We start from the raw sequence: 17,903 nt of genomic DNA on the forward strand, positions 1-17,903 counted from the left end.
GCTACTCGTTCCCGCGGCGCTCGCGCAGGTTCTGTCGGGTGAACTGCGGCTGCGCCCGGATGCCCTTCTTCGTCCGGAACGAGAGGTAGAGGCCGACGAGGGTGAACAGCGAGAACACCGCGATGACGGCGGCAGCCCGGACCTCCCAGACGCCGCCGGCGGCGTACAGCACCGACGAGGAGACCAGCCCGAACGCGAAGAACAGGGCGTAGACCAGCCGTTTCGCCAGTTTGTCGAGTGTCCCCGCCGAGTCGTTCAGCTCGATCTGTACCGTGAGGTTCCCGCGCTGGGCGCGGTCGAGCGTGTTCTCCAGTTTCGGCGGGACCCGCAGCATCGACTGGGCGGACTCCCAGGCCTGGTCGCGGGTGTCCCCGACGAACTGCTTGATGGACTCCTCGCGGTAGCCCTGCTCGGTGAGGTACTCCGTGGCAGTGCTGATGAAGTCGAAGTCGGAGTCGAGGGTGACACAGACGCCCTCCACGACGGTCGCGACGCGCAGGACCAGCGCGAGGTTGGCGGGCAGCCGGAACGGGAACTCGTAGATGGAGTCCTCGATCTGGGCGATGATCTGGTTGACGCGGTACTGCTCGATGTCGTCACCGCGGGCGTCCGCGATGGCGAGTTCCATCACCTCGCCCATGACCTGGCGGTCGGCGCTGGGCGAGAGCGTCCCGATGGCGATGAGGGAGTCGAGGATGCCGTCGATGTCCTGGTTGGCGACGGCGATGTAGAACTCGACGATCTTCTCCTGGACGAACGAGTCGACCCGGCCCGACATGCCGAAGTCGTAGAAGATGATGGAGCCGTCGTCCTGGACCGCGAGGTTCCCCGGGTGCGGGTCGGCGTGGAAGACGCCGTCCTCGATGATCATCTTCAGGTAGGCGCGCTGGAGCGTCTCGGCGACCTCGCTCCGGTCGATGCCCTTCTCGTCGAGGTCGTCGATGTCGTTGATCTTCGTCCCCGTGACGTAGTGCATCGTGAGCACGCGCGGCCCGGAGTAGCCCGCGAGCACCTCCGGGATGACGATGTCGTCGTCCTCGGCGAAGTTGCTCCGGATCTCGTTGAGCATCCGGGCCTCGCGCTGGTAGTCCATCTCCTCGCGGATGGTCTTCGCGAACTCGTCGGCGAGGTTCTCCAGCGAGAACGCCCGGGCCTCGCCCACGAAGCGCATGAGGAACGGGAGCGACCACTTGATGACGGTGAGGTCAGCGTTCACCAGCGACTCGATGCCCGGCCGGCGGATCTTGACGGCGACCTCCTCGCCGTCGACCCGGGCGCGGTACACCTGCCCGAGGCTCGCCCCGCTGATGGGGTCGTTGTCGAACTCGTCGTACACCTCGTCGACGGGGCCGAGTTCGTCCTCGATGACGACCCGTGCCTCCTCCCAGGGTGCGGCGGGCACGTCGTCCTGGAGCGAGGAGAGCACGTCGATGTACTCCGGGGGCAGGATGTCGGGGCGGGTCGAGAGCAGCTGTCCGAGTTTGATGAAGGTCGGCCCGAGCGTGAGCAGGGAGTCGAGCAGTCGCTCGGCGCGGTAGACGCGCGTCTCTCGGTCGACCTGTCGCTTCCCGCCGAAGAGCAGGTACTTGCGGCGGTCGCGGGCGTAGGCGAGCAGCAACGGGAGGAACTGGCGCGCGACGACGAAGAAGCGCCAGTAGGCGCGGAGGGAGACCAGCGTGACCACCCGGGCTTACTCGGCGTCCGTTATCTCGATGGTGGTCTCCTCGGCGGCCCCGCGTTTGGGGAGTGTGAGCCGGAGGACGCCGCGTTCGACGGTCGCCTCGGCCCCCTCGGGGGTGGCGTCCGGCGGCAGGGGGAGTTCGGCGTCGAGGAACATCGACCGGTCCTCCCGGTCGTAGCGGAACTCCGGCGGGACGTCCTTCTCCCGGCGTGCCTCGATGGTGAGGCGGCCGCTCTTCACGGAGACGTCGAGCGTGTCGGCGGTGACGCCCGGCAGGTCGATGACCAGCAGATACGCCTCGTCGGATTCGAGGAAGTCGGCGAACACCGCGTCCGGAAGCTCCCGTAACGCGTCACGCAGCGCTGACATGGGCGACCCTTGGATTCGGGGGGCGAAAAAGGCCGCGGATGCGGTACCGCATGGCCGCCCGGCCGTGAGACGGTCTCACAACAGGACGAGCGCGAAGCCGAGGCAGGCGACCCCGATGGCGAGCGGGACCACGGCGCGGAACGCCAGTCGGCGGACCGCCCCGCGCTCGGTGGTGTCGGAGACGAGGAACGGCGGCTCCAGCAGTCGCGCGAGCAGGTTCCCCAGCGGCCCGCTGTCGAGTCGCTGCGGGGCGCCGACGATGGCGTACAGCCGCGACCCGAACTCGCGGTCAGGGTCGGGTCGGCTGTGCCCGAGGACGTGGACCGTCTCGCCGACGTCGAGCCGTTCCTCGACGTAGCGCCGGTCGTTGCCCGTCTTGAGCCTGAACAACTTGAGGTCGACCGACGTGTTCTCGGAGTCGACCGCCTCGTTGGCGTCGATGAATTGCTGGACCTGCTCGGGCGGCATCGTCCCGCCGTCCACCTCGATACGACTCGATTCCTCGAGCGAGAACCGGGCGCCCTGCGGGTCGACGAGCACCTGCCCGGTGTCGTCCTCGACCCGGAACGGTCGCCACCAGGTCCCCTCGTCGACGGTCGCCCAGTGGCTGTTCTTCCCGCTGGTGCGGTACTCCTCGACCTTCCAGCGACAGGCCAGACACTGCGTGTCGGTGAACGGCGACCGGACGTACTCCTCGTGCGGTTTCGCCGTCCCCTCTATCTCGAAGGGGCCGCTGTTGCGCGCCTCGTAGGCCGATTTCGGGTCGTTGGCGTGGATGCGGTAGGCGTCGCGGGCCGCGAGCCCGCCGTACCCGACGAGGGCGAACCCGGCGAGGGATGCGAGGAGACCGAACGTGGAGAGACCGAGGACCATACCGGCCCTTCAGCAGCGTTCCCGATAACTGTCACGTCTGCCTGCGCCGGCCCGGCCGGTGTCGATGCGCCGACTCACGGCGGCACCAGCCCCGGAACCAGCAGGTACGCCGCGGTCCATGCCGCCGCGAGGGCCAGCAGCAGGCCACCGAGGGTGTAGAACACGGCCGTCTTCGCCAGCCGCATCGCCGCCCACCGCTGGGACGTGTCCGCGACGACGAACCGGTCGTCGCCACCGTCCGTGATGGTGCCCGAGACCGCGCCAGTGCCGCCCTCGCGGTCGAGCCGGCCGAGGACGAGCACCTGCTCGCCCACGTCGAGACGCTTCTCGTGGAACTTGCGGTCGAGCCCGTAGGTCTCGGCGTCCATCTCGTAGCCGGCGAGGTCGACCTCGGACTCGTCGGAGAGGTCCTGCTCTTCGAGGAACGAGGCGATGCGGGCCGGTGGCTCCCGCCCGGAGGGGAGCGGCACCGACTCGCCGTCGAGCCGGCAGTCGGCGTCGGTCGGGTCCACGAGCAGGCGCTGGCCCTGTTCGGTCCGGACGAGGAACGGGGCGGGGACCGTCTCGCGCCTGGCCCGCTGGTACTCGTCGAGTATCGGGATGTAGTCGGTCGTCTTCTCCTGCAGTACGTCCACCTCGTAGGTGAGGCACTCGGTGGCCGTGATGGGCGCCTGCAGCGTCTCCTCGTAGGTCTCGGCCTCGCCCACGACGGCGACGTACTCGCCGGTCGGGTTTCCAGTCAGGAGGTCTGCCGGCTCGCGGGTGAGTGCGTGACGGACCGCCCGGAGCTGGCCGACGCCCTCGGCCGCCGAGGCGAGGCCGAAGACGACCAGCGGGCTCATCAGGAGGACGATGACGACGCTCGCGAGGAGTCCAGCCATGGCCGCATATCAAACCGCCATCACTTAATCCTGCTCCCGCAGGCTTTTGCCACTTCCGGGCAGAGTTCCGTGCATGGACGAGGACAGGAAGGAATCCGGGTTCAAGGAGCGGACGCGGGTCGACGACGCGCGGGAGGCGCTGGCCGACCGGGTGACGCAACTCGACCGGACGGAGACGGTCGCGGTGCCCGAGGCCGACGCGCGGGTGCTGGCCGAGCCGGTGGAGTCCGACCGGAACGTGCCCGACTACTCGCGGGCGGCGATGGACGGCTTCGCGGTCCAGGCGAGCGACACCTTCGGGGCGAGCGACCGCTCCCCGGAGGTGCTGCGCGTGGTCGAGGACGACCCGATGCCGGGCGAGGCGGTCCGGGTCCACACCGGGAGCGCGCTCCCGGACGGGGCCGACGCCGTCGTCATGATCGAGCACACGGACCGGTTCGGCGACGAGGTCGAGGTGTTCGACGCACTGGCCGAGGGTGAGAACGTCGCGCCCGTGGGCGAGGACGTCCGCGAGGGCCAGCACCTCTACGACCCCGGCCACCGGCTCCGGCCGTCGGACCTGGGCCTGCTCCGGTCGGTCGGCATCGAGTCGGTGTCCGTGTTCGAGCCCCCGAGCGTGGGCGTCATCCCGACGGGCGAGGAACTCGTCGAGGCGGACCCCGGCCCGGGCGAGGTCATCGAGACGAACTCGCTGACCGTCTCGCGGCTCGTGGACCGATGGGGCGGCGACGCGACCCGGTACGACGTGGTCACCGACGACCCGGACGACCTCGAGACGGCCATCGCTGCTGCCTGCGAGGAGCACGACGTGGTCGCGACGACCGGCGGCTCCTCGGTCGGCGAGCGCGACCTCGTCCCCGAGGTCGTCGACGAACTGGGCGAGGTGTTCGTCCACGGGGTCGCCCTGAAACCGGGACACCCGGTCGCCCTCGGCATCGTCGAGGACACGCCCGTCGTGATGCTGCCGGGCTACCCCGTCGCCTGCATCGTGAACGCGGTGCAGTTCCTCCGGCACGCCGTGAAGTGGACCGGCGAGCTCCCCGTCGAGGAACCCCCGACGAACCCGGCCATGCTCGACCGGAAGATACCGAGCGAACCCGGCGTGCGGACCTACGCCCGGGTTCGGTTCGACTCGAAGGACGGCCAGCGCGTGGCGGTCCCGGTACGAGCCGGCGGCTCGGGCGTGCTCTCCTCTGTCGCACTGGCCGACGGCTGGGTCGAGATACGCGAGGGCATCGAGGGACTGCCCGAAGGTGACCTCATCGCGGTCCAGAACTGGGAGTGGTCCGCATGAGGAAGGAGTTCCGCGACCTGGCCCCGCCGGAGGAGGCGCACGAGGCCATCGCCAGCCTCGACCTCGAACCCGAGGCGGAGACGGTCCCGCTGCAGGACGCCCGCGGTCGCGTCCTCGCCGAGCGCATCGACGCGACCATCGACGTGCCCGGGTTCGACCGGGCGAAACTCGACGGCTACGCGCTCCGGGCGAAGGACACCTTCGGCGCGGACGAGGCCGACCCCGCGGTGCTGGACCTCGTCGGCGAGGTCCACGCCGGGACCGAACCCGACGTGGAGGTCGGCGTCGGCGAGTGCGTCGAGATATCCACGGGCGCCGTGATGCCCGACGGCGCGGACGCGATGGTCATGGTCGAGAAGACCGACGAATCGGCCGACGGCGAGCACGTCGACGTCTACTCCGCGGTCGCCCCCGGCGACGGCGTGATGTTCGCCGGCGCCGACGTGGCCGCGGGCGAGCGCGCCCTCGGGCCGGGCACCCGGCTCACCTCGCGCGAGATCGGCCTGCTCTCGGCGCTCGGCGTCGAGGCGGTCCCGGTCAGGGGGAAACCGGTGGTCGGCATCGTCTCGACCGGCGACGAACTCGTCCGCCCCGGTGCGGACCTCCACAGCGAGCGCGGCCAGATATACGACGTGAACAGCTACACGACCGCCACCGCCGTCGAGGAAGCGGGCGGGGTCCCGAAGCTCTACCCCCACGCCGGCGACGACTACGACGAGATGGAGCGCATCCTCGTCGAGGCGAGCGAGGAGTGCGACCTCGTGCTCTCCTCGGGGAGCACCAGCGCCAGCGCGGTCGACGTCATCTACCAGGTCATCGAGGACCAGGGCGAACTCCTGCTCCACGGCGTGGCCGTGAAACCCGGCAAACCGATGCTCATCGGCCGGCTCGAGGACTCTGCCTACGTCGGCCTCCCCGGCTACCCGGTCTCCGCGCTGACCATCTTCCGGGCGTTCGTCGCGCCCGCCATCCGCCGGGCCGCCGGGCTCCCGGAGCCACGGACCGCCACCGTCGAGGGCGAGATGGCCGTCCAGGAACGCTACGCGGAGGGCCGGATGCGGCTGATGCCCGCCGGACTGGTCGAGGACGAGGACGGGAACACGCTGGTCTACCCCGTCGACAAGGGCTCGGGCGCGACCACCAGCCTCGTCGAGGCCGACGGCGTGGTCGAGGTGCCCCCCGACACCGAGTACCTCGACGAGGGAGAGGGGGTACAGGTCCAGCTGTTCTCGCCCGACGTGCGCCCGCCGAGCGTCTTCGGCGTCGGCGAGGACGACCCGCTCCTCTCCCGGGTGCTCGACCGCGTGGACTCCCCGCGATACCTCTCGGTCGGGACCCGGCAGGGCCTGCGGCGACTGCGCTCCGGCGTCCCCGACTTCGCGGTCGCCGCCGGCCCACTCGACCGCGAGGTCGATGCCGAGGTCGTCGGCGCGTGGACCCGCGAGTGGGGGCTCGTCGTCCCCGACGGGAACCCCCGGAACGTCGAGGGGCTGGCCGACCTCGCCGACCGCGACCTCCGGTTCGTCAACCGGACGACCGACTCCGGACTGCGGACCAGCCTCGGGAACGCGGTCGCGGACCTGGCCGAAGAACGGGGCGAGGACCGCCACGACGTGGTCTCGGCCATCGACGGCTTCGACCTCTCCCTGCGGGCCCACGAGAGCCCGGCCCGGAAGGTCCTCGCCGGGACGGCCGACGCCGGCCTGGGCCTGCGGTCGACCGCCGTGAAGCTCGACGTGGACTTCGTCTCCCTCGGCCACCAGCAGGTGCAGGTGCTCGCGAACCCCGAGAGAGTGGAGAAGTCCGGGATGCAGGTGCTGGAGGCGGTGCTGGGGGCCATCGACGAGGACCTGGCGATACTCGCGGGCTACGAGGAGGCGTAGGCCCCCGACCACTCGCGGCGCCGATACACCTGTCCGGGGCCCAACATCTTTCTGACGGTCGGGCGAAGCCGGACCAATGAGTTCGCTGCCCGCCCGCTCCGACATCGCACCCGAGTACCGATGGGACCGCTCGCTCGTGTTCGCGGACGACGACGCGTGGGAATCGGCGTTCGAGGCGCTCGACGCGCGCGTCGAGTCCACCGAACCGGTCGACGACTCCGTCGTCTCCGACGGCCAGACCCTCCGCGACGCACTCGACCTGCGCGAAGAACTCCTCCGCGAGCGTGGGCCGCTCTGGCTCTACCCCCAGCTCCGGTTGCTCGTCGACACCGACGACGAGGCCGCCGAGTCACGTCGCCAGCGCGCCCGCGACCTCCGGGGGCGCATCGACGGGCTGTTCAGCGGGCTGGAGCCCGCCATCCAGCAGGCCGGCCGCGAGCGTATCGAAGGACTCGTCGCCGAGACGCCCGGACTGGCGCCCTACGAGCACTTCCTCGACGACGTGCTCCGGCAGGCCGACCACACCCTCTCACCCGCCGAGGAGAGCCTGCTCGCCGACCTCGACGAGACGCTCGATGCCCCCTCGCGGGTCCTCGAACGCATCGACTCGACCGCGGTCGAGCCCCGGACCGTGACGGTCGAGGGCGACGAGGTGACCGTCACCGGTCAGTCCTTCGGCAGGCTCCTGAGCCACCCCGGCCGCGAGGTGCGAAAGCGGGTCCACCACGCCTACCGCGGCGCCCTCGCCGAGCATCGCGTCGCCACCGCGCAGGCCTACGCCGAACACCTCCGGGCGGCCGACGCCCGCGCCGGCGTCCGGAACTACGACTCGGCAATCGACATGGCGACCGACGACCTCCCGACCGAGGTCCACGAGGCGCTCTCGGAGGCGGTCCTGGAGCACTACGAGCCCTTCGAGCGCCGGCTCGAGTACATCCGCCAGGACCTCGACGGGGACGACCTCCACAACTGGGACCGGGCGGCGCCTCTCGTGGCGGGCGAGGGGCCCGAGATTCCGTACGAGGAGGGCGTCGAACACGTCCTCGCGGCGGTCGAACCCCTCGGCAGCGACTACCGCGACCGCCTCGCCGAGATACTGGACCAGCGCCGGGTCGACGTGTACGAGACCCAGGAGAAACGCGGCATCGTCGCGGCCGCCTTCGGCAGCTACGAGGTCGGCTCGTTCGTCCACCTGAACTACGCCGACGACCTGTGGTCGCTGCTGTTCTTCGCGCACGAACTCGGCCACGTGATGCACAAAGAGCACTTCGACGCGGCCCAGCCGACGACCTACCAGTCCTACCCCGACCACGTCGCCGAGATCGCGAGCTTCTGCCACGAGGCGCTGCTGGTGCGACACCTGCTCGACACGTTCGCGGACGAGCGCGACCGGCTGCACCTCCTCGACACCTTCACCCGGAAGCTCCCGATGCTCGCGGCCGCCCGCGGGATGACGTTCGTCCGCCAACTGTTCGCCGACATCGAGGCCGGCGAGACGCTCACCGCGGACCACATCGACGCCCGGAACCTGGAGACGATGCGGCGGTTCTACCCGGACGTGAGCTTCGAGGAGGCGGACGCGACGCTCTGGATGAGCCAGAACCTCGACCGCGAGCCCTGTCACGCCTACTGGTACCTGCTCGGCTCCGCGGGCGGGCTGGCGACGGCCCGGCGCCTGCTCGACGGGGACCTCGCGCCCGGGGCCTACCGGGACTTCCTGCGGGCCGGGTCGAGCGAGTACGCGATGGACCTGCTCGGGCGCCTGGACCTCTCGGTCAGGGACGGTGGCGTGGTGGCGACGGGGCTCAGAGAGTACGGAGACTATCTGGACGCGCTGACGGAATAGCCGGCGTCAGTCGCTCGCGGTACCGGAATCCACCTGCTCCCACAGGTCCTCGAAGGTCGAGACGCGGTAGTCGCCCATGACGCAGTGGCCACGCTTCTCGTGGCCGTGGCGCTCGACGTGGATGGCGTCGAGGCCGGCGTTCCAGGCCGCACCAACGTCACAGCTGCCGTCGCCGGCGAGGACGCCGTCCGCGACGGAGCCGACCCCGCCGTCGGAGGCCACGCGCCGGTACTCGACGTCCATGTCCGCGAGGGCGCGGTACACCGGGTCCGGGTCGGGCTTCCAGCCGGTGTCGTCCGTACAGCAGACGATGGTGTCGAACCAGTCGCGGATGTCGAGGTGGTCGATGACCGGGTCGGTGAGGAACTGCTGGCAGTGGGTCACGAGCCCGACGGGCGCGTCGAGCTCGCCGACGAACTCGGCGTCCGGGTGCAGGAACGTCCGTTCGGCCCGGACCTCCGGGTTCTCGATGGAGTGGAACGCGGGCCAGAACTCGGCGGGGTCGATGCCCCACGCCCGGAGCTGGTCGTCGCGCTTGCCCGTCAGCCCGTTCCAGATGATGTGTGCCTCGCGGTCTGTGAACTCCCGGCCGAGGATAGCGCCGACGTCGTCGAACACCTCGCGGGTGTACGACCAGTCGACGTCGATGAGCGTGCCGTCGAGGTCGAACAGCCAGAAGTCGTAGTCCGCAGGTCGCATGAGGAACGAAGAGTAGGCAATATTCGTGTAAATGCTTTCCGGCTTTCGTGACACGACAGAAGAATTATCGGCCGCGGCCCCGGGTGCTCTGGTATGTCCCGCACCCTCGCGCTCTCCCTCCGGCTGCTGGTCGCCCTGGTCGGCCTGCTCGCCGTCACGCTGGCGCTCGGGAGCATTCTCTTCGCCGTCTTCGCCGGTGCGACCCTGTTCGTGCTCGGCCTTACCGGGTCGAGCACGGGGAGCGCCCTCGCACCCGCAGCCGTCGTCGGGTTGGCCGCCACACTCGGGCTCATGGGCTGGTCGGTGCGCCGGGAACTCGGCGACTCGCCCCTGCACGACATCGGCCGCCACCGGACGGACGTGCCCGGCGGGCTGACACGACTCGTCACCACGACCAGTCAGCAACTCGATGTGCCGGCCCCGACGGTCCGCCTCGTCGAGAGCGAGACGCCCCTGGCGATGGTCACCGGCCTGCGCCGACGGGAGGCGACACTGGTGCTCTCGACCGCGGTCACCGACACGCTCGGGCCCGACGAACTGGCCGCCGTCGTCGCCCACGAACTCGCCCACGTGGCGAACCGCGACGTGACGCTCACGAGCCTGTGTGCGATACCGGTGTTCGTCGCCGACGACCTGTTCGAGTGGGGGCTCGGCCGGCTCGGGAGCGACGACATGTTCCAGCAGGACGGGAACCTCCTGCAACTGGTCGCCGCCGGCCTCTCGGTCGCGGTCGGGGGCTGCTTCCTCGCGGTCGGGCGCGGCCTCCTCCTGCTGTTCTCGCGCCAGCGCGAACTCGCCGCGGACCGGACCGCCGTCACGGTGACGGGCGACCCCGGTGCCCTCGCGAGCGCCCTGGCGAGCCTCGACGAACGGTTCGCCGGGGCGCCGGCCCTCGACCGCCGGGCCGCAGACGGCGTCGAGGCGTTCTCCATCGTCCCGCCACCGCCCGAAGACCCGGAACCGGACGTCATGCTCGGCCCGGAGGGCACGCGGAAACCCTACGGCTGGGGCTTCGAGAAGGTGCGTATCCAGCTCACGAACCGGCTGCCCGGCACGCATCCGAGTACGGCGGCGCGGGTCGAGCGGCTGCGCCAGTCCGGATGAAGCCCGGTCAGTCGTCGTCCTCGACCTGTATCGAACTCCCGAGGTACTTGTTCAGCACCTCGTGGACCGAATCGGCCCGGAACAGGTCGAGGTTCTCGCCGATGGTCTCCTTCAGCGCCGCGAAGTACTCGGAATCGGTCCGCAGGCCGCGGAACTCGACGGAGAGGACCGGGACGCCCAGCGCGTCGGTCGCTAGCTCCCGGACGTGGGTCGGGTCGTTCACCTCGCCGCGCCAGAGGTTGTCCCGGAAGAAGAGCCACCCGTCGGTCCCGGGGTCGTCGGCTGCGCGCAGAAGCGTCGTCTCGAACTCGTTCGGCGACACCGAGACGTCTCCGGTGGTCGGTTCGAGGCGGAACCGGACCGCAAAGACGTACTCGGCGTGCATCCCTACACTTCCCTGTTCAGGAACTCGGCCATCTCGATGTCCTTCTCCGTGACGCCGCCCTCCTCGTGGCTGGTGAAGCGGACCTCCACCTCCTTGTACCGGATGATCATCTCCGGGTGGTGGAACTGCGCCTCGGCGATCTCACCGGTCAGCTGGGCGAAGTTCACGCCCTTCATGTAGTCGTCGAACTCGAATGTCCGGACGATCTCGTCGTCCTCGAGCGACCACCCCTCGGGGAGTTGCTCCTCGATTTCGTCGGTTGACAGCACGTCGGCCATGGACGAATCATCGACGCCGATTCAGATAATCGTTGGGGGCAGGAGAATCGGGAGACGCCGGCGCCGGCGGAAACGTCATGCCACCGGCGGGCGAATCCAGTCGCGTGCCCGCCACCACCCGCAGAGCGGTCCTCGCCGCACTGGGCCTCGGCACGGTCGGCCGCCCCGGCCGTCCCGCCACCGCCCGCGAGCGGTCCCCCTCCCCCGACCCCGTTCGCCTCGCGGTCCAGGTCCACCCCGACGGTCGGCTCGGCTGGTCCGACCTGACCCGGGCTGTCGCCGGGGCCGTCCGGACCGGCGTCGAGCAGGTCGCCTACCGCCTCGAACACGGCCACGACGTGCCCGTCGAGATATCGGTCACCCGCGGCGCCCCCATCCCGGAGACCGCGGTCGCGACGAGTTCGTACCAGCAGCTGTTCGCCGACGTGGAGGAGTGGCTGCGCGACGAGGACGCCTACGACCCCGGGGCGTGTCACCTCTACCTCCCCGACGAACCGTTCAACCAGGCGCTCGGCTACGGCGGCGCGAACGGGAACGTCACGGGCGACGGCGCGGTCGCGTTCGCCAACGTCGGCGCGACGAACACCTGGGACGGCCGCGCCGTCTCCGAGAACATCGCGGTCCACGAGTGGCTCCACACCGTGGTCGACGGGGACGCCGTCGAGGCACAGGTCGGCTCCCGGTGCGAGCACGACCTCGGCGCGGTCGTGATGCGCGAACTCGGGACCGTCCTCGTCACGCCGCTGGCGACCGCCTACGCCGACGACACGGTGTACGGCGGCGAAACGCGCTGGCACGGCTCGGGCTGTTACAACCACGGGTCGTTCTCCCGGCACGACGGGCTCGAACTGCGTCCCCGGCGCTGGGAGCACACCTGGCAGCTGAGCGAGGCGACCCTGCGGGCGACCAGCCGGTTCGTCCGGACCCACCTGCGCTGACTGGGCGGGGCGCCGGGCGACCCGGCCCCGAACAGCCCCACCGCGACGCGCGAACCACCTTTCCTGCTGGCCTCCCTAGCCGCGGGTATGACAGGCAGTTCGTCCCCGGACTCGGCTCGCTCGTCTCGCCCCCCTGGCTCCACCCGCAGCACCCGCAGACAGTTCCTCGTCGGCGCCGCCGCCGTGACCGGCGTCGCGGCCGGTGCGGGCTGCGTGACCGGACGAATCGGGGGCGCCGGCAGTGCCGCGGCCGGTCCGACCGTCGCGCTCGAACCCGTCGCCGAGGGCTTCACCGCCCCCCTCGCGGTCGAGTTCGCGCCCGGCGACGACCGGCCCTACGTGGTCGACCAGACCGGGTACGTCGACGTGGTCGAGGACGGCGAGCGCAGCCGGTTCCTCGACGTGCGCGACCGGCTCGTCTCCCTGAGCGGGTACGAGGAGCGCGGCCTCCTCGGCCTCGCCTTCCACCCCGAGTACGAGTCCAACGGGCGCGTCTTCGTCCGGTACAGCGCGCCGCGCCGCGAAGGGACGCCCTCGAACTACTCGCACACGTTCGTCCTCGCCGAGTTCACCGCCGACGGGGAGTCGGTCGACCCGGGCACGGAACGGACCGTCATGGAACTCCCGCAGCCGCAGTCGAACCACAACGCCGGCGCCCTCGTCTTCGGCCCGGACGGCTCCCTCTACGTCGCGACCGGCGACGGCGGCGGGTCGGGCGACCGCGGCACCGGCCACGTCGCGGACTGGTACGAGACGGTCTCGGGCGGGAACGGGCAGGACGTGACCGAGAACCTGCTGGGGAGCGTCCTCCGCATCGACGTCGATGGCGAGGCCGACGGGCGGAACTACGCCATCCCCGGCGACAACCCGCTGGTCGGCCGCGAGGGCCTCGACGAGCACTACGCCTGGGGGTTCCGGAACCCGTGGCGGATGTCGTTCTCGGGCGAGGACCTGCTCGTCGCCGACGTGGGACAGAACCGCTTCGAGGAGGTCAGCCTGGTGCGGGCGGGCGGGAACTACGGCTGGAACGTCCGCGAGGGCACGCACTGCTACGCGGCGGACTCCTGTCCGACCGAGACGCCCGATGGTGACCCCCTCGTCGACCCGGTGGTCGAGTACCCCCACGAGCGCGACGGCGAGACCCTCGGCATCGCTGTCGTCGGCGGGTACGTCTACGAGGGGTCGGCGGTGCCCGCCCTCCAGGACCGCTACGTCTTCGGCGACTGGCGCGGCGGCTCGGGCGGCCGGCTCTACGTCGCCGACCCGGCAGCCGACGGCCAGTGGCCCATGTCGAGCGTGTCGGTCGCCGGCCAGGGCGCGGTCCTCGACTCGCTGTTGCTCTCGTTCGGCGAGGACCACGACGGCGAACTCTACCTCGGGACGACGAAGAGTGCGACCCTCTCGGGGGACTCCGGCGTCGTCTACCGGCTCGCCTCGGCGGACGGCGACGGGAATCCGGGCGCTGGCGACGGGGAGACGACCGACGGGACCACGGCTTCGGCTGGCACCGACGGAGACGGTAGCACGACCGCCGACGACGAGAACGGCGGCTCGGGTAACTCCGGCGGCAGTCCCGGTTTCGGCGCACTGGCGGCGCTGGCGGGGCTCGGGCTCGGAAGTTACGGGCTGGGAGAACTCAGTCGTCGTCGGTGAGCGCGCCGACCGGGGCGTCCGAGGGCAGGTCCTCGGCCACGCCCTCCGGGATCTCGTCGGGCATCTCGCCCATCGCCGCGAACTTCGCGATTGGCGGCGCGTCGGACCCGAAGTCGGGGTCGAACAACTGGAGCGCGGTGTTGATGGTCGTCCAGTCGTCCTCGGCGGCGGCCTCGCGCAGGCTCTTCGTCGGCGCGGAGAGCAACTGGCCGACGAGCGCGTCGGCCATCGACTCGACGACCTCGCGCTCGTCCTCGTCGAGGTCGAGCTTCGACATGGCCGTCTCGACCTCGCGCTGTTTCATGCGGTCGGCCGACTCGTACATCGCGGCGATGACCTCGTCGGCGCGCTTTCGCTTGTACTGGTCGAGCAGGAGTTCGAACTCCTCGTCGATGAGCGTCTCGACCGCCTCGGCGGCCTCGCGGCGCTGCTCGCGTGTCTCCTCGGTGACCTCCTCCAGCGTGTCGAGGTCGTACACCGTCACGTGGTCGAGGTCGCGTGCTTCGGTCGCCACGTCGCGCGGCTGGGCGAGGTCGACGACGACGTGCTCGTTGCCGTCGTCGAGGTCGCTCGCGGTGAGCACCGGCTCGTCGCTCCCGGTCGCCGTGACGACCACGTCGGCCTGGTCGACGACGGCGTCGAGCGCGGCCAGCGTGACCGCCTCGGTGTCGACGTCGACCTGCTCGGCGAGGTGTTCGGCGTGGGGGAGCGTGCGGTTCGCGACGACGAGGTGGGAGACGCCGCGGTCGGCGAGCGACCGGGCGGCCAGGGTGGCCATCTCGCCGGCGCCGACGACCAGCCCGGTCGCGCCGTCGAGGTCGCGCTTCGTCGCGACGAGTTCGGCCGCCGCTGAGCCCAGCGAGACGACGCCCTCGTTGATGTCCGTCTCGGTGCGGACGCGCTCGCCCACGTGGATGGCCTTCAACACGGCGTCGTCGAGCATCTCGCCGATGCCGTCCTCGGCACGCGAATCCTCGTAGGCGGTGCGGACCTGCCCGAGGATCTGGTCCTCGCCCAGCACGAGCGAGTCGAGGCCGGCCGCCACGCGCAGCAGGTGGCGCAGGCTCTCCTCGTGGCCCATGAACTCGACGACGTCGTCGTCGACCGGCTCGGCGTACTCGTCGAGGACGGCCCGGCCGGTGACGGGGTCGTCGGTGACGACGTAGGCCTCCGCCCGGTTGCACGTCTGGAGGCAGTACGCCTCCCTGACGCCCTCACGGGCCCGGAGCGTGGCGACCACGGCTCGCTGGGACTCGCCACTGGCGGCCGCGATGTCGTCGACACTGGCCACAGAATGCGAGACACGAACACCCGTGATGACGCCTGTTCCTCCGTTCATTTCTCGGTGAGTGCGCGGTCCCGAAGGACCTCACGCGCTATCTGACGGGGCTTGGTGTTACCAGTACGTAAAACTGTCCAAACGTCGTCCTCTCGGACGACGTCCCGCACGACGGCCCGGCGGTCGGCCGGGTCGACGCCCCGCGACTGGAGTTCGTCGCGCAGGTGGCCGGTCAGCTCGGCCATGGCACCTGCGCCGGCCAGTTCGTCCTCGAGTCGCTCCCGGAGGTACTTCGAGAGCGCGGGCGACGCGCCGCCGGTCGAGATGGAGACGACGACCGGGTCGTCCCGGACCGTCGCCGGGACCACGACGCTCCCGCGGTCGCGGCTCCCGTGCTGGTCGGTCCGGTTGACGAGCACGCCCCGGTCTCTCGCCGTCTCCTCGATGGCGGCGTTCAAGTCGCCGTCGTCGGTCGCGGCGACGACGAGCATCGGGTCCAGCCGGTCGAGCCAGTCGCCGACGTCTGCTGGTTCCATGGCTGCCCGGACGCGCTCGGCGCCGCCGAAGTCGGCCTCGGCGAAGTCGGGACTGACGACCACCACCCGCGCCTCGCGGGCGAACCGTCGTGCCTTCCGCGCCCCGACGCGGCCGCCACCGACCACGAGCACCGTCTCGCCCTCGAAGTCGTGGAGCAACGGTATCACGGGTCCCACCTCTGTTGGTCGAACGACACTGTCTCGTGTCGTGGATTGGACGAGGCACGTAAAAGGGTAGCGTCCGCTCTCACGGCGTAGGAATCGAACCAGACACGTTCGAATCCACCGACAGCAGTCGGTTCGGCGGTCACTCGGACTCCGTGTTCGCCGCCGCGCGTTCGGCCATCCGGATGCCCGTCTTCTTCAGGATGCGCGTCGAGAACAGCGAGTCCCAGTCGTCTTCGTCAACGTCCCAGAACTCGGCCATCTTCTCGCGCACCTGCTGGATGCGCTGCTGGCTCTCCTCCTCGCTCCGCCCGTGGGTCATCGCGAAGAAGTTGTACGGCCAGACGCCCTCGTGCCGGGGGCGCTCGTAACAGTGCGTGACGAAGTCGAGGCTCGCCACCTCGGGACCGACCTCGTCGACGACGTCGTCGGGGACGTTCCAGACGGTCATCCCGTTCTCGGTGTAGCCCAGCGCGTAGTGGTTCGGGATGACGCCGATGCGGCGGATCTTCCCCTCGCGCTCGAACCGCCGGATGGTCGAGAGCACCCAGTCGAGGTCGGCACCGATGGCCTCTGCCACGTCCGCGTACGGCGTCGCCGTCACCTCGAACCCGTCCTGTATCTCGAGGACGAGGTCGCGCTCCTGCGGCGTGAGCGTGGTACGCCCCGACGGCTCCTCGTTCGGCCCGAGGCCCGTGAGGTCTATCTCGCCGCCCTCGATGGCGGCGTCGACGTAGAACTTCGCCTCGACGCGGAACTCCTGCTGTTTCGGCAGGTTGTACGTCGGCTGGCCGGTCTCCGCCTCTATCTCGGCGAGCACCTCCTCGACGCGGTCCGAATCGGCGACGCTCACCACGAACCACATGTTGAGGTGTGGATGCTCGCGCTCGTAGTTGTGTGCGACCTCGCGGTGTGCGTTCACCTGCTCGGCGACCGCCTCGAAGCGGTCCTCGGGGGCGTGCATGGCCACGAGCGTGGCCGTCCCGCCGATCTCCTGGGCGTTGATGAGCGGCCCGAACCGGGTGAGTACGCCCTCCTCGTCGAGGTGGCGGACCCGCTCGACGAGGTCCGCCTCCGTGAGGTCGATGCCGCGGTCGCGGAGCGCGGCCGCGGCGGGGTCGAACGGTCGCGCCACCACCGGGAATCCGCCCTGGAACGCGTTGACGATGGCGCGGTCTGTGCTGTCCATCTCGTAGTCGACCACCCTTCCCATGTGCCTGCCTCGGTGTCGGGTATGTATAAGGACCTCGGCCTGCCGTCGGTCAGAGCACCTTCACGTGGAACGCGACGCCCCAGACGAACGCCAGCACTGCCACGACGACCCCGGACAGGACGATGGAGACCGTATCGGCCGTGGCGACGATGTCCGGGTTCGCTGCGATGGTCTGTGCCAGCGATTCGACCGTCCTGGCGATGTCCTCTGCATCGACGAACAACTTCAGGTAGTCCTTGAGATACGTCCCCCCGAGTAGCATCACGAACGCCGAGGCGGCGTGTGACGCCCCTGATCGTGTCGGCATAGGAGAAAGTACCGCATCCGCGTACAAAAGTTTCAGTCGTGGGAGGCCGTCCCCATCGGAGAGAGTCCGGGCCCAGCGTCCATCGAGCTCGCGGGTCCTACGACCCGCGAACGCCCGTCACGTCGTAGCCCAGCTCCTCGATGTCGGCGAGGATGGCCTCGTGGTCCGCGGCCGCCTCGTAGTAGATGACGATGTCGAAGCTCCCGTTCCGGAGGAGCTGCTGGCACTCCCAGACGAACTCCTCGCCGTCGAGGGTGAGGCCCTGGTGCTGGTTCGAGGAGAAGTTGGGGTCGTCGTTGCCGGAGTTCACGTAGACGTCCTTCGGGTCGTGGCCCGCGTGCTCGGCGATGATGTCGCCGACGTCGAGCGTCGCCTGCATCATCTGGACGTCCTCCTGTCCGGCGTACTCGGTGTGGACGATGGCCCCGTTGAGCTGGATCTCGCCCGGTTCGAGCAGGGCCTTCGTGCGGCGCTTCAGGTCGTCGTCGACGGTGTCGGACATGCGCGGGACTCGTCTCG

18 protein-coding genes are annotated in these 17,903 nt (G+C 70.2%); 6 read left to right on the forward strand and 12 right to left on the reverse strand.

All coding sequences use genetic code 11. The features are described from left to right. Position 1: 1 nt before the first annotated feature. The 4 genes from NOV86_RS06635 to NOV86_RS06650 all read right to left on the reverse strand — a co-directional run bounded on the left by NOV86_RS06635 (position 2) and on the right by NOV86_RS06650 (position 3,804). Positions 2–1,684, reverse strand: a complete 1,683-nt coding sequence (locus NOV86_RS06635; RefSeq protein ID WP_368408723.1) for an AarF/UbiB family protein — start codon at positions 1,682–1,684, stop codon at positions 2–4. A gap of 6 nt (positions 1,685–1,690) precedes the next feature. After that, positions 1,691–2,050, reverse strand: coding sequence for an Hsp20/alpha crystallin family protein (locus NOV86_RS06640; protein ID WP_267640554.1), 360 nt, complete (start codon positions 2,048–2,050; stop codon positions 1,691–1,693). 75 nt (positions 2,051–2,125) lie between these two features. Further along, entirely contained in the window at positions 2,126–2,923 is a 798-nt protein-coding gene (locus tag NOV86_RS06645; protein ID WP_267640555.1) for a GIDE domain-containing protein, read from the reverse strand. Between the two features lie 74 nt (positions 2,924–2,997). Next, entirely contained in the window at positions 2,998–3,804 is an 807-nt protein-coding gene (locus NOV86_RS06650) for a hypothetical protein (protein WP_267640556.1), read from the reverse strand. A 73-nt stretch (positions 3,805–3,877) separates the two neighbouring features. Between NOV86_RS06650 and NOV86_RS06655 the strand changes: the two genes are divergently transcribed. The 3 genes from NOV86_RS06655 (at position 3,878) to NOV86_RS06665 (ending at position 8,827) form a co-directional block, all read left to right on the forward strand. After that, complete coding sequence (locus tag NOV86_RS06655; protein ID WP_267640557.1) at positions 3,878–5,098, forward strand: molybdopterin molybdotransferase MoeA; 1,221 nt, start codon at positions 3,878–3,880, stop codon at positions 5,096–5,098. Beyond that, complete coding sequence (locus NOV86_RS06660) at positions 5,095–6,981, forward strand: molybdopterin biosynthesis protein (protein WP_267640558.1); 1,887 nt, start codon at positions 5,095–5,097, stop codon at positions 6,979–6,981. The genes NOV86_RS06655 and NOV86_RS06660 overlap by 4 nt, the downstream gene beginning before the upstream one ends. A 76-nt stretch (positions 6,982–7,057) precedes the next feature. Beyond that, positions 7,058–8,827, forward strand: coding sequence for a M3 family oligoendopeptidase (locus NOV86_RS06665; RefSeq protein WP_267640559.1), 1,770 nt, complete (start codon positions 7,058–7,060; stop codon positions 8,825–8,827). Between the two features lie 6 nt (positions 8,828–8,833). Here the strand turns inward: NOV86_RS06665 and NOV86_RS06670 are convergent, their stop codons facing one another. Next, positions 8,834–9,526, reverse strand: coding sequence for an HAD family hydrolase (locus tag NOV86_RS06670; RefSeq protein WP_267640560.1), 693 nt, complete (start codon positions 9,524–9,526; stop codon positions 8,834–8,836). Positions 9,527–9,619: 93 nt separating this feature from the next. Here NOV86_RS06670 and NOV86_RS06675 point away from each other — a divergent pair, with 93 nt between their 5' ends. Continuing rightward, positions 9,620–10,630, forward strand: coding sequence for a M48 family metallopeptidase (locus NOV86_RS06675; RefSeq protein WP_267640561.1), 1,011 nt, complete (start codon positions 9,620–9,622; stop codon positions 10,628–10,630). 7 nt (positions 10,631–10,637) lie between these two features. Here NOV86_RS06675 and lwrS read toward each other — a convergent pair whose 3' ends face one another. Next, complete coding sequence (gene lwrS / locus NOV86_RS06680; RefSeq protein ID WP_267640562.1) at positions 10,638–11,015, reverse strand: LWR-salt protein; 378 nt, start codon at positions 11,013–11,015, stop codon at positions 10,638–10,640. 2 nt (positions 11,016–11,017) lie between these two features. Continuing rightward, entirely contained in the window at positions 11,018–11,293 is a 276-nt protein-coding gene (locus tag NOV86_RS06685) for a 4a-hydroxytetrahydrobiopterin dehydratase (protein ID WP_267640563.1), read from the reverse strand. A gap of 104 nt (positions 11,294–11,397) precedes the next feature. On the opposite strand from NOV86_RS06685, the gene NOV86_RS06690 reads away from it, so the two are divergent. Together NOV86_RS06690 and NOV86_RS06695 are read left to right on the forward strand one after the other, a co-directional pair. Then, positions 11,398–12,231, forward strand: a complete 834-nt coding sequence (locus NOV86_RS06690; protein WP_267640564.1) for a hypothetical protein — start codon at positions 11,398–11,400, stop codon at positions 12,229–12,231. 87 nt (positions 12,232–12,318) lie between these two features. Further along, positions 12,319–13,884 carry a PQQ-dependent sugar dehydrogenase gene (locus tag NOV86_RS06695; RefSeq protein WP_267640565.1) on the forward strand — a complete coding sequence of 522 codons (1,566 nt, stop codon included), beginning with the start codon at positions 12,319–12,321 and terminating at the stop codon, positions 13,882–13,884. On the opposite strand, the gene hemA is transcribed toward NOV86_RS06695, so the two are convergent. The 5 genes from hemA to NOV86_RS06720 all read right to left on the reverse strand — a co-directional run bounded on the left by hemA (position 13,868) and on the right by NOV86_RS06720 (position 17,886). Further along, positions 13,868–15,223 (reverse strand): glutamyl-tRNA reductase, encoded by a 1,356-nt coding sequence (hemA, locus tag NOV86_RS06700; RefSeq protein WP_267640566.1) that lies wholly within the window; start codon positions 15,221–15,223, stop codon positions 13,868–13,870. The two genes, NOV86_RS06695 and hemA, sit on opposite strands and share 17 nt — an antisense overlap. Continuing rightward, the gene (locus tag NOV86_RS06705; RefSeq protein WP_267640567.1) at positions 15,220–15,867 is read right to left on the reverse strand and encodes a precorrin-2 dehydrogenase/sirohydrochlorin ferrochelatase family protein; all 648 of its coding nucleotides are present in this window, start codon (positions 15,865–15,867) and stop codon (positions 15,220–15,222) included. Before NOV86_RS06705 ends, hemA begins: the two co-directional genes overlap by 4 nt. Positions 15,868–16,006: 139 nt before the next feature. Next, positions 16,007–17,077, reverse strand: a complete 1,071-nt coding sequence (gene ahbB / locus NOV86_RS06710; RefSeq protein ID WP_267640568.1) for a siroheme decarboxylase subunit beta — start codon at positions 17,075–17,077, stop codon at positions 16,007–16,009. 49 nt (positions 17,078–17,126) lie between these two features. Beyond that, entirely contained in the window at positions 17,127–17,384 is a 258-nt protein-coding gene (locus NOV86_RS06715) for a hypothetical protein (protein ID WP_267640569.1), read from the reverse strand. A gap of 97 nt (positions 17,385–17,481) precedes the next feature. Beyond that, positions 17,482–17,886 (reverse strand): DUF5778 family protein, encoded by a 405-nt coding sequence (locus tag NOV86_RS06720; RefSeq protein ID WP_267640570.1) that lies wholly within the window; start codon positions 17,884–17,886, stop codon positions 17,482–17,484. Positions 17,887–17,903 lie beyond the last annotated feature (17 nt).

The sequence above is a fragment of the Haloarchaeobius amylolyticus genome (genome assembly GCF_026616195.1).
GTDB lineage: Archaea > Halobacteriota > Halobacteria > Halobacteriales > Natrialbaceae > Haloarchaeobius > Haloarchaeobius amylolyticus.

Bases quoted from the DNA above. Each gene is read 5' to 3' on its own strand.
- NOV86_RS06640 (WP_267640554.1), bottom strand. From the start codon at position 2,050: ATGTCAGCGCTGCGTGACGCGTTACGGGAGCTTCCGGACGCGGTGTTC.
- NOV86_RS06645 (WP_267640555.1), bottom strand. From the start codon at position 2,923: ATGGTCCTCGGTCTCTCCACGTTCGGTCTCCTCGCATCCCTCGCCGGG.
- NOV86_RS06650 (WP_267640556.1), bottom strand. From the start codon at position 3,804: ATGGCTGGACTCCTCGCGAGCGTCGTCATCGTCCTCCTGATGAGCCCG.
- NOV86_RS06655 (WP_267640557.1), top strand. From the start codon at position 3,878: ATGGACGAGGACAGGAAGGAATCCGGGTTCAAGGAGCGGACGCGGGTC.
- NOV86_RS06660 (WP_267640558.1), top strand. From the start codon at position 5,095: ATGAGGAAGGAGTTCCGCGACCTGGCCCCGCCGGAGGAGGCGCACGAG.
- NOV86_RS06665 (WP_267640559.1), top strand. From the start codon at position 7,058: ATGAGTTCGCTGCCCGCCCGCTCCGACATCGCACCCGAGTACCGATGG.
- NOV86_RS06670 (WP_267640560.1), bottom strand. From the start codon at position 9,526: ATGCGACCTGCGGACTACGACTTCTGGCTGTTCGACCTCGACGGCACG.
- NOV86_RS06675 (WP_267640561.1), top strand. From the start codon at position 9,620: ATGTCCCGCACCCTCGCGCTCTCCCTCCGGCTGCTGGTCGCCCTGGTC.
- lwrS (WP_267640562.1), bottom strand. From the start codon at position 11,015: ATGCACGCCGAGTACGTCTTTGCGGTCCGGTTCCGCCTCGAACCGACC.
- NOV86_RS06685 (WP_267640563.1), bottom strand. From the start codon at position 11,293: ATGGCCGACGTGCTGTCAACCGACGAAATCGAGGAGCAACTCCCCGAG.
- NOV86_RS06695 (WP_267640565.1), top strand. From the start codon at position 12,319: ATGACAGGCAGTTCGTCCCCGGACTCGGCTCGCTCGTCTCGCCCCCCT.
- hemA (WP_267640566.1), bottom strand. From the start codon at position 15,223: ATGAACGGAGGAACAGGCGTCATCACGGGTGTTCGTGTCTCGCATTCT.
- ahbB (WP_267640568.1), bottom strand. From the start codon at position 17,077: ATGGGAAGGGTGGTCGACTACGAGATGGACAGCACAGACCGCGCCATC.
- NOV86_RS06715 (WP_267640569.1), bottom strand. From the start codon at position 17,384: ATGCCGACACGATCAGGGGCGTCACACGCCGCCTCGGCGTTCGTGATG.
- NOV86_RS06720 (WP_267640570.1), bottom strand. From the start codon at position 17,886: ATGTCCGACACCGTCGACGACGACCTGAAGCGCCGCACGAAGGCCCTG.